Consider the following 12,401-nt stretch of genomic DNA (forward strand, 5'->3'; position numbering starts at 1 on the left):
CAATGAGTGTTAACAGGCCCTCGGTTACTTCTGCTCCGACTTCTCGTCGGTCCGGCAGTCCTGACGGTCCTCGGCGCATTCCTCGCCGTAGCCCAGCACCTTCACTTCGATGATGGACGGCGACTTGATGGCCGCGTTGTCCTGCACCTTCTTCAACGAGTCGAGCAGAGCGCCGGTGACCTTGGTCGCCTTGGCCGCCGCGTCGTCGATGTTGAGTGAGGTCGGCGGTGCCGCCGGCGGCACCGGCAGACCGGTGCTCACACCCTGCACGTCGATGTTGTCGGTGCCCAGGATCTGCACGGCGAACACGTTGAAGTTGCCGCTGACACGCAAGCCGGCGTCGCCGGCATCGACGATGCCGTTCGGCGCGATCAGGTCAACGTCCGCCACCGGCACGCCCGGCTGCGTCGCCAGGGTGCCGATGCCCGCGCCGGTGGGCAGACCCGCCGGCACGCGATCCATGTGCAGCCAGTTGCCCAGGCTGTAGTCATAGAACTGCGGCGTGATCGAGGTCTTCGCGCCCTTGCCCGCGGCGATATCGCCATACGACGACCAGATCATGATGTTGCCGCCCTTGGTCGTGAGAATGCGCGAGTTGTTCACGGTCACGCTGGACTTGGAGAAGATGTTGATGTCGCCACCGTCCTGAGTGATCACACCGGCACGCAACGCGTTGCCGCGATCGATCGACGAAGTCGGTTGACCCGTTTCGCCCGGCGTCGCGGACACGTTGGCGAGCTTGAAGCCACCGCCCGGAATCACGTACTCGACCTTGCCGCCGCCGTTGGAAATGACCCGGCTCGCGAACGTTTCGAAGTCACCCGCCCAGCGCGACTCGCCCTCGCTCAATGCTTCGCCGTCACGCTTCTGCGCGCCGGGGAACAAAGTGGCGATGGCGTCGTAGCCACGGAACGTGGTGTTGTGACGATCGCTGTCCGGATCGTTGACCTCGCGACCGGTGGTACGCAGCTCCATGAAGAAGGTATTGCGATACAACGGTGTCTTGTAGTCGGTGCTCAACGTGTTCCAGTAAGTCCAGGCCTGATCCAGATACGCGAGCTGCTCCTCTTGCGTCTGCAACGCCTCGAGGCCTTGCAGGCGACGCACGTAGTTCACCAGGCCCTCGCGACGCTCGGGCTGATAGAACTCAGGCTTCGCACCACGCGCCTTGGCTTCCGCCGGCGTCATGCGAGGCACCAGGCCGTCGTACGCGGTCGTCTGCGACGGCGGCAACGCCAACCAGTAGTTCCAGGCCTGATCGAGATAAGCGCTCTGATCCGCGGCCGTCGCCAACGGCGGCAGCCCTTGCATGCCACGAACGTAGTTGACGAAGCCCGCCGCCAGCTCGGGCGATGCAAACATCGAGTCGCTGCCATTGCCGCGCGCATAGATGCGATCGAACAGATAGATCGGCAGCTCGCGGCCGCCGCCCGCGTCATCCAGCAGATATTCCGCCATCTCGGCGACCAGCTCCGGATTCAGATAAGCATCTTCGAATGCCTCGTAGTTCGGGGTTTGGTTGAAACCGGTGCTGATGGCGATATCCGCGGCGGCCTGATCCGGATGCCACGGCGCGCCCGGAATGAGATCGTACGGATTCAGATCGGTGTAGGCGATGCGACTGCTCGTCACACCCTTCGCGTTGCTCGGCATCCAGAAGTCCTTGCCCGTCTCGATCTCCAGACGGCCCGGACCGGCCACGTTCACATAACCACTGCCGGAGAAATACAGACCCTCGCCGGCACGGATCAGCGACAGATCCTGCTCGCTGTTGTGTTGGATGGCGTAGTACGGGAAGTAAACGTGACGACCCGCCTGCACCCACAGCTGCTTCGGCAAATTGATTTGACGGGTGGTGACCACGTCGCCCTCGGCCGCATAGATGCGCGCCGGCACGGTGTCGCCGGCATGCAGGTCCGGCAGATGCAACTCATCCCAGCCCTGACTGCCGAGGTTGAAGCCGGTCTCGGTCAGGCCCGCCTGAGTGAACACGCCCGGATCGATGATGGAGCCGTAGGTCTGGCGGATGTTGGTGGCATCCGGCAGCGCGTCCATGCGGCTCTGGCTCATGAAGATGTCTTCATAGCTCGGGAAATAGTTCTGCGCGTCCCGGTTGAGCTCGGCGAACGGATCGTCGATCCGCGAGCCCTGCCCGAACAGCACGTTCTGTTTGGCCAGCAACGACAGGTTGCCCTTCGGCGCCGGCGCGAGATACATACCGCCCTTCACCACCACATCGCCCGCCGCGGCCACGGCGCTCAAGGTCGCGGGCCACAGCGTCGACACCTCGCCGCCGATGGAAACACCGGGGCTGCCCGCCCGGATGAAGTAGTGCTGGGGCTGCATGTAACTGCCACGCCATTGCAACAGCCCCAGATTGCCGTGATTGTTCCAGATGTTCACGTCGCCACCGGCGGAGAACAGATCCACCGACGCATCCGGCGTATAGCTCATGAACGCCACGCCATACAGTTCACGCAGTCGATCGTCACCCACGTACTGCTGGATGTTGTCCGGACCGAAATTGCCGCCACCGCCGTTCTTGTTGTTCTGCGCCTGCTCGATGTTCATCGGGTCGAGCACGGCGTCGATGTTCAGATCGCCGCCGCTTTGCAGATGGAAGTCCGCCGACGAAGTGAGCAGCGTGGTGTAGAGATCGTAGCCACGGATCGTCAGCGGCTCGAAGCCAACCTGGCGAACCGCCTTCACCTGACGTGACGAGTTGAACGAGCCGCCCGCGGTCAATCGAGCCGTACCCTCGGCGACATAGAAGATGCCGCTGCCGATGTTGCCGCCGGCACGCACGGACAGATCGCCGCCGCCACTGGTGTGCAACACTCGCTCGATGCCGTTGTAGCCACCGCTCACGCGTCCCGTATTCGGCAGGTTGACGGTGAGATTGTTGACGTCGCCGCCGGCGCTGATGTCGACGTTGCCGCCGCCGAGCGCACCGATGCCCGCCTGATACTTGTCGAATCTCACGAACCAGGTGGTCTGCTCGTAATCGCGGCCCAGGCTCTGGTTGCCGAGCTGACGGAAGTCGCCCGTCGCCTGGTCGAGCGTGCCATAGCGCCACAGCCATGCATTCGGCAACTGATCGCTGCTCGCACCGATGATGTTTCCTTGTGCGCGCATCAACAGATCGCCGCCGCCTTCGAGGTAATAGCCGCTCATCGGTCCCCACCAATCGCCCGGTGCGAACAACGGCAAGCGCGTCGGCGCATGGAAATCGGCGATCGGCGCGGCGGATTGGCCCGCCGTATAGATCACCGACGGCGCGTACTGCAGAACGATGTCACGACCGCTCGCGAGATTGATCCCGGCGGTGCCGGTGCGAACCATGTAACCGGTCGAGTTGTCCCACTGCACGGCACGGCTCTGACCGTACTGCGTGATCTGCGGCGCTTCGCCGTTCAGGAACTGATCGGCGCCGTTGGACTCCGAGTACAGCTCGGGCAAGGCCACCTTGCCGTAGTTGTTGGTTTCGACGTAGTCGCCGGTCACCGGATCCTTCTGGATCGGCTGATTGGTGGTCGGATCGATATACAGGCCGGTGGCCGCGTCGCGAGTCAGTTCCACATATCGGCCCGGCGGCGCGTCGTCGTTGATGCGAACCAGCTGACCGTTGCCATCCTTCAGATACAACCGATGCTCGATGGTGCCCGCGAGCGGGCCGGTCGTGATGTGGATCTTGTAGTACTCGATCGTGTCCGGCGTACCGCCGACGATGATCGAGCCCTTGCCGTCCGCCAGCAGGCCCACCGGCAACACAGCCAGCGAATCCGGGCTGGTGATGTTGGCACCGGCCGTGAGATTGAGGGTCCACGAGTTGCCGCCGAGCAGAGCGGCGTCGGAGGTCGAGCCATCGAAGCCATCGCTCAAGTTGCCGTTGATCAGCAGATCGCCCGCCGCGCGCAACGTCAGCACACCCGCGGATTGATCGGTACCGAAACGCAGATCGTGCAGATCCCAATCCTGGACCAGCTCCATGTCGCTGTCGCTGCGCAGCTCGATGCCCGGCGCGACAGTCACGCCGCTGCCGAGACGCGCTTGAATCGCCGCCGCGTTGGTCATGAAGCTGATGGCGTCGGCGGAGACCGTATCGATCACAGCCTGATCGATGGTGTGCACGTTGTCGTAAACACGGAAGGCTTCCGCGATCACCGAGCGTGCGCCGAGGATCGTGCCGGCGACCGGATCGATCGCCACGTCACCGCCGAGTTGCGGAGCGCGCAGACGAACGACGCGACCGCCCTCGCCCGTGCCCGTCACATCGATCTGCGAGCCGGCGGTAATGTTGATGCGGCCACCGTTTTCGCCGGTGGTTTCGAGGAACACCGTACCACCCGAGCTTTCACCCGCGTTCGCCCGCGCGATCAACCGGCCCGTCGAAGACACGGTGACATTGCGGGCCGCGGACAGCTGAATGCGTCCGCCGTTGTCGCCCACCGTCGAGATCGTGCCATCGACATTGATGCTGCCACGGTTTGCGACCGCCGCGAATTCCTGCACCGACACCGTGCTGGAAACATTGATGTCGCCTTCGTTCACTTCGAAACGACGGCTCTGGCGGAAGCCGCCGAGGTCGAGCTGCGCATTCAGACCGGTGAAGTCCGCGATGGTCCGGCTGAGCGAGGTGAACGACCCTGAGCGATAGCCGGCATTCGCCGTGCCGAGCACATTGCCGGCCAACAGCACTTCGCCTTCTGCGGCCGAAGTATGCAACGTACCCGCATCACCGCCCGCCGAGGTGCCGGAGATGTCGATGGTCGCGCCGCTTCTCATATCGATGTTGCCGTGATCGGAGGTGAGATTCACCGTGCCGCCGGCGACGCCGACTTCCACGTCGAAGATCTGGCTGGTGTTGCTCGTGACATCGATCGACGAGCCTTGCGCCAGCGTCACATTGCCGGAGCGCGCACGCAGATTGATGGTGCCGCCGGTCAAGCCCATGCGTCCCTGGTTCACCACGCTGGAACCGGTGACCCCGAGCGTCGCGCCCAGCGTCTGGAACGCAGGCAGGTTGGTGTTGCCGTTGTTGTTGATGGTGACTTCGCCCTGCGCGTCGAAGAACAGACGCGCGCCGCTGTCCGCGGTCACGTCGGCGGCCTGAATGTTCAAGCCGGCCGGAACGTACAACGTGTTGTCATCGCGACCGATGACCCGCTCGCGCGCCTGGATGTCGACGCTGCCGACCCCGGACAGCCACTTGTCTTCACCGGCCAGATAAATGTTGTCGCCTTCGAGCAGCAGACGCGTGGTGCCGGCGGTCGCTGTCGCTGTGCCGCCGTTGGTGTTGGTCAGCGTGAGCGACTTGCCCGCGATGGTGACCGTGCCGTGGTCGGCGTTCACCGCATTGATCTGACGGCTGTCGAGACTCAACGCACCATCGGCACGCAGCGTCGCTGAACCGTAGAAGTCGATGCTGCTGTAACTCTTGAGCAGGATGTCCTCGGCTGCCGCCAGCGCACCCAGCGAGCCACCGGCGAACACCAGTCCGTTGGTACCGGACGGCACTTCGCCCACGCTCACGCGAGACGCCGACGCACTGATCTGTCGCGTCGACACGCTGGCGCCCGACGACAGACGAGTATCGTTGGTCGCATCGAGCGCGAGCGAACGGCTGCTCGTCAGACGCGCGCCTTCTTCGATGAGCAGACTGCCACGATGCGTAATGGGATCGAGGCCTCCAGCAGCTCGCTGTGCATTGATCGCAGCGAGCGCCACCGGATCGGCGATCAACTGAGCCAGTGCATCCACCGAATTGATGTTGCGGAGGATGTCGACCTGTTCGCTCGACGACAGACGCAGCACGGCGCCTTGATCGAGATCGCCATGGACGAGGACGTCATCGCCCGCCCACGCGGTACCCCGGTCATCGGTGTAGCTCGCGATCGACGGCCGCACGCGCAAGTCGCCCGAGCTGCCGCTGATCGTGCCACGCGTTTCGACGGCGCTGCCCGCCTTGACGGTGATGTCGCCGCCGGAAGCAAACAACAGCTCCGGACCCGACAGCACCGAGCCGGCGTTGTCGATGACGATATCGGTCGCGCCGACATCGATCTCGACGTTCACCGCGCCCTGCTGACGCACGCCGCCCAGCAACAGACTCTCGGCGCCGAAGCCGTTCAACCGATCGCTGTCGAGCACCAGATAGTCCTGATACAACGACAGGTCGGTGCCCGCGCCCGCGACCAGAATCTTCTCGCCCTTGATGTCGGCGAAACCGCCGCGACCGCCTTCCGCCGCCGCTGAACGCAACGTTGCATCCAACGTGATGGAGCCACTGGCGTCGAGCACCACGCTGCCGCCGTCCAACGGAATGCGCGGCACTTCACCGACCGGACGGTTGGTACGCAACGCCTTCTTCAGGAACGCATCGGAGAGGTAGAACGTGTTGGCGCGCGTCTCGACGTATTGCGAACGTTCGCGCAACGTCGCACCCGGCATGACCAGGAAGCCATCGGTACGCTGCGCGGTGTAGCGCGGCGAACCATCGGCGCCCGGCATGAATCGATAGCCCGCCTGAATGGACGAACCATCGAGCAACGCACGGCTCTGCCCCGGCACCATGTTGCCGTGATCGCCGTAGTGATGATTCGAAGTGACGCGGAACGCACCCGGCAACAACGCATAACGTGCCGGCAACAGCGTGTAGTAACCCGCCGGCAGACCGCTGCCGCCGGACAACCAGATCCGTTCGCCGATCGCCGCGCCGCTGGTGTTGCCCAGACCGACCGGGGCGATCTCGGCGTCGTAACCCGGAATGACAGCAAACACATTGCTGGCGTCGTTGACCCACTCGTAGTCTTCGTTGCGATAACCGGTGGTCCAGTCCTTGGTGCCGCCGATACCCGGCGTGAACTCGGATGCAAACAGATCGCCGCCGCCCTTCACATCGAGCACGGCGCCTTCCCGCATGTCCAATGTTTCGGCTGTGAGATTCACGGACTTGCTCGGCAGCGCCGTCAGTTCCTGACCCGTGATCGGATCGATCCAGGTGTCGCCGCTCGCGGTGACGCCGTAAGGAATGACTTTGCCGTCGCCCGAGACGGACGTGAGACTGCCCGGCAGCAACGTGATGGTGTTCGCGCCTTCGCTGCCGTCCTCGACCCCGACCAGATTGATCGTGCCCAGCGGCGAGCGAATCGTGCCGCCTTGAACTATGCGCGGCGCGGTGAGCGTCAGCTCGGCACCCGCTTCATACGGGCTGGCGTTGATCGGCGTGCCCGCATCCTGCGGCAGGATCTCGATGGTGTCGTCGGACTTGATGTCGAATCTGCGTCCGGTCGCTGCGTACAGCTGGTCCGCCTTGAAGATCAGCTTACCGGCGGATTGGATGATTCCTTGCGGCGGCTGACCGGCCGCAGGAGGAGGACCACCGACCAGGCGGATGTCACCGCCGCTGCTCAGCAGCGTGTCCGAATAACCATAGAACTGCGCCGACTCGATCTGCAGCAGCTTGTCGGCGGCAATGCGAAGATGCGTGTCCTCGTTGACCGGATTCACGCCGATCTCGGAGAGCGCCACATCGTACATCGCCTGATCGACCGGCAGGCCTGATGCCTCGCCCGACAGGATCACGACATCGGCATTGATGTTCACGCTCGCGCCGTCCTGACCCATGATGCGCGGCGCGCTGAGTTTGATGCGATCGAAGATCGCGCTGCCGTCGGCGCGACGGCCGCCGAGCGTGGCATTGCCGGCGAACACGATGCCTGGCGAAGCGTCGATCTCCAGACCCGAGAACCCGCCCGCCACGATGTTGGACGGCGACAGACGCGTCACCGGCGAAGGCCGGCCATCCGGAATCGGCAGGAATTGGTATCCGCCCAATTGCTCGAGCAGCGCGCGCAGTGCCGGCTCGACCTTCGGCGCCAGCGGTCCTCCACCACCGCTGCCGGTGTCGGGGAGATTGTCGCCGACCAACAGCACCGGCGCGGCGCCGAGCACGGCGGCGTCATACGCCTTCAGCAAGGCGACCAGTTCTTCACGGCTGCCGACGGTGAAGCCCGGTGGGAACTGGAAGTCATAGACCTGGCCGAAAATATTCCAATCGACCTGGCTCAGATCGGTGCCGAAGAAACTGCTGAGCGGATTGCCGTTGACGTCGTTGATATAACCGTACTCGAAGTACCAGCCGAACGCGTCGTAAACGGTCTCCGGCGTCGGCGCCCAAGGCGGATCCCGGGTGAGCTCGTAACCGCCGGCCCATGACAACGAGAAGTTGCCGCCGCGCGCGCCGGCACCACCGGCATGCCCGAGGAACGTTGCGTCGTTCACGTCGAGCGACTGACCCGACACTGAGATGCTGCCGCCGTCGGACGCGACAGTGCGTGGCTGACGCACGACCGAGCCCGATGCCGATTGCGCCAGATCGAACATCGCGCTGGTGCCCGATACATCGATCACGGCGCCGCGCTCGATCTTGAGCGTCGGCGCACTCAGGTTGATGGTGCCGCCATTGAGCACTTCACCATCCACCAGCTCGCGGCCGCTGGAATCCATGCCGCGACTCAGAATGCGCACCGCGCCCGGCGCGAGCAGTCTCGCCGTCTCGTGAACGAGCACGCTGCCCTTGTCGACGCCACCGGACAGAGAGATCGTACCCGCCGGTGCCAACAGCGTGCCGTACACATCGACGAGGCCGGCACCCAACACCAGGCTGCCACCGGCTTCGGTGCTGAGCAAACTGCCTTCCCCGATACCGAGGGCGACGCCGCCCAGCGAGATCGCCATGCCATTGCGCAATCCAGCCGCTCGCTGTTCTGGTGGCAGATAGCGCGGGGTGGCGAGGTCGTAAATATCGGTGCCTGACGGCGCGTAGTACGCCGACAGCACGCCGTTGTGAAGCGTGCTCGGATCGAGCTGCAACGACGCGCTGGTGGCATTGACGTGCACGCCTTCCTGCAGAGTCACCGTGCCGTTCGAGGATTGGAGAGAAATCGCCGAGAAGCCGCTGTTCTGGAAGAACTCGGGACGGAACAGCATCGCCTCGGTCTCATCTTCCTCGACGGCCGGCAGCTCGGTGCCGATGTGGATGTTTCTTGCCACCCCCATCGAGAACTTGCCGTTGCCGCCGAGACCGTAAGCCCGCGCGCTGTCCAGACCCGACAGATCGAACTCGGGCACGTCGCCCACATTGACATTGATATCGCCGCCCTTGCCGGCCTTGAGAGTGCCATTGCGATCCACCCAGGCACCGCCGGTCGCATCGAGCAGCATCGTGGACGGCAGCGTCAAAGTCACATCGTCGGGATCCGTCTCGTCGCCGTACGCCGCGAGCGAAATATTGCCGCCATCGATACGCGGCACGCTGCTCAGCGCGACCGGATCGTTGAGCTCGTAATCGCTGTACCACGAGCCACGCGTGTCGATCGCCGAGCTCTCGCCGAAGCGCAACGACATGCCCGTCAGGCTGACATCGCCGCCTTCAGTGCGCACACTGCCGAGGAACTCGATGCGCTGCCCGGCAGTGATCTCGAGCGAAGCGCCATTGGCGAGATTCAACTGCGCGCCCTGCTCGACTCGTACCGCGGCGCCGTCCAACGGCACGAACGAATTGTTCACCAGGGTATCGGGATCGATACGTCCGTCCTGATCGAACGAGTACGAGCCCATGGTCGAGCGCCGGAAGAAATCCGCCGACGTGAGCGTGGTGTTGTCGAGCAACCGCCCCTTGCTGGCCGGCGCGTCGGTCTCGGGATCGAACTCGTCGCCGAACAGATCGCCGTACACGTCGCTGAGCATGTCGCGCATGCCGAAGCCGTCCGCCAGCGCCTGCTCCGCCGCCGTGATCAGAATGTTGTTGCTGACGTATTCCTTTTCGCTCTCGCCGGCGTTGTTCAATTCGAACACGCCCGCGTTCGGACGATTGGTGCGCTGGTAGCGACCGATGGTGGTGCCGCCGAGCAACGTTCCCTGCAACACCGTGTCCGGCGCCAGGATCTTGATGCTGCCGGCATTGCCGCCTTGCTCGTAACTGGTTTCGTAACGACCCTCCACCGAGGACATCAGCGGGATGTAATAAGTCCGTTGCGTGTTCCACTTGGTGTCGTACTTGGTCCAGGTATTGGCCAGACCCATGTACAACTCATCGGGATCCGCTTCGCGAATGTCGATGATGCTGCCGTCCAGACGCCGCAGCAGCGAGGTATAGACGAACCCGTCCTGATACGTGATCTTGCCGCCGGAGACGTCGATCACCGAGCCGGCCTTCATGATGAAGTCGTCGCCGATGTCCATGGTCAGCGAGCCGCCGTTGATCAGGAACTGCGCCAGCGTGCCCTGGCTCAAGTTGTCGAAGCTGCGCCAGTCGGCCACATTGGTGCCGAAGCGACGGTCGACCGAGATCTCCTGCCGATACAGCGCGCCATCCCGCTGCAGCGGCGAGTCCGCCAATTGCGCGGCGTACAGCTTACCGGTGACCTGGTGATAGCCCATGCCCAAGGTCGTTTCCCAACCGGACAGATCGATGGTCGCGCCCCGATCCATCAGAAAGCGCGTGCCGTCTTCGTTGTCCGGGTTTGCACCGGCGCCGCGATTGGAGAACACGTGCCCGGCGGCATCCAGCAGCACATTCATCGAGCCGCTGGGCAGATAGATGACGGCGTCCTGCTGCAGGTGGACGGAACGCGCGTTGATGGTGAGCGAACCGACCGACTGCGGACCTTCGCTGACTGGAATCGTGTCGGTGGCGTCGAGATCGGGCGTGATCTGGGTCAGGCTGCCACGGCCGAACACCACGTTGCCATTGCCTGGCACCAACGGACCGTTCTCGCTGTTGTTTGGATATTCCTGGTAGTCATACATCACCGGCGTGAAGCTGATGGCGCCACGGAACGCAGCCGTGGACGTCATCTCGATCGACCCCATCTGCTCCAGATTCCAGCCGCGGAAGTCGACGTGGCCACCACGCAGAGAGGTGATGATGCCTTCGTTGCGAGCGTGGAAGCCCACGTCAGCGACGCGACGCGCCTGTTGTTCGTTGATGTAGGCCGCGATGCGGTTGAACACTGCGCCGCCCTGTTCGGGCGTCATGACATCGCCCACCGCGAACGTGCCCAGGTCGGTACCCGCGGTCATGTTGTTGATGAAATCGACCCACTCGGCGGTGACGACGCCGCCGCCACGCCATGGCGTGCCGTTATAAGGAATATTGGCCCGCATGAAGGACATGGGGTTGTAAGCGCCTGCGTAGGCGGACACCACGCCGCCGCTGCCGCTGCTGACCAGATAGATATTGTCGCCGGCGCCCAGGATCACCTGACCTTCGTCCTGCACGCGAATGCGGCCGCGATTGTTGACGTTCGGGCCGAATAACATCACTTTGCCGCGGCTCGAGGTCTGAATGCTGCCGGTGCTGCCGATGGTCACTGCGTAACGCAACGGATCGTTGGGATCGTGCGCCGGCGGCGGCGGATCGTCGGCGTACAGCAGGCCCTGGTTCCACTGCGGGTCGATGTTGTACTTCCAGGTGTTGCTGAAGGTCGGATCGAAGCGATCGTTGTAGTTATCCGCCTGGGACATCAAACCGTGCGAGCTCAGGAACTGCGCGTCGCGAACTTCCAGCGACGAAGCAATGACCTGTTGCGCCTCGATCTTGCCGTCGATCGCCAGGCCCTCGCGCGCCACCAGCACCAGATGACCGTCCGCCTTGATGTCGCCCTTCAACTGCGTGGCCTGGCCTTCGAGCAGCGAGCGGTTGAGCGCGATCCAGTCCTTCTTCTCCTGCTGGAACTTGAGCACTTCGCCGGCCTGCGTGCTCATGTCGCTCCAGTTCAGGATGGCCTTGTCCTTGCTCTGTACGAGGGTCGTGGTATTGCCCTCGACCAGCACGTCGGAGACACCCCGGCCGGTCACGAGCTGACGGGTGTTGACGGTCGCGCCCTCGCCCATCAGCACGCCGTTGTCGTTGAGAATGAACACGCGACCGATGGCGCGGATCTCGCCGTCGATCCGGCTCGGGCTGTCCGAATGCACGCGGTTGACCGCGATCCAGTCGGCGCGCTGCTGCTGGAATTCCAGGATCTCGTTGGCCTGCAGCTCGAAGCGCTCCCAGTCGAGCAAAGCCTTCTGCTCGGTCTGTTCGATGGTCATCAGCGGCCGGCCGTCGGTGGCCGTGCCCACCACGGGACGGTTCGCGCCAGTCCACTTCGACATCGTGCCGTTGGGCAGGCGGACCATGCCGTTCTGCATGGCCACCATCGAACCGAACGGCGCGGTCTGCGCGAACGCGTGACTGCCGGTCAGTGCTGCCGCCACGGCGATGGCGATCGCCGAGGTACGTTTCGCCGACAGACGCAACGGCTTGCGTGCAGCCGACTTACGGAAACGGGAATGAGCGGGCTTGCGATCCATGGTGTTCACTACTGTGCTGCGGCTCGAACTTCAGGCGTTGA

At 63.8% G+C, this 12,401-nt stretch carries 1 protein-coding gene; it reads right to left on the reverse strand.

The genetic code is table 11. The features are described 5' to 3' along the window. Positions 1-24: 24 nt before the first annotated feature. A complete protein-coding gene (locus tag EKO19_RS19210) occupies positions 25-12,360 on the reverse strand; it encodes a filamentous haemagglutinin family protein (RefSeq protein WP_129778058.1) in 12,336 nt (4,111 codons plus the stop codon). Between the last annotated feature and the right edge of the window lie 41 nt (positions 12,361-12,401).

This window comes from Peristeroidobacter soli, from assembly GCF_004138485.1.
Taxonomy (GTDB): domain Bacteria; phylum Pseudomonadota; class Gammaproteobacteria; order Steroidobacterales; family Steroidobacteraceae; genus Steroidobacter; species Steroidobacter soli.

What these genes read in the sequence shown, in the direction of transcription:
- EKO19_RS19210 (WP_129778058.1), bottom strand. Translation starts at nt 12,360, where the DNA reads ATGGATCGCAAGCCCGCTCATTCCCGTTTCCGTAAGTCGGCTGCACGC.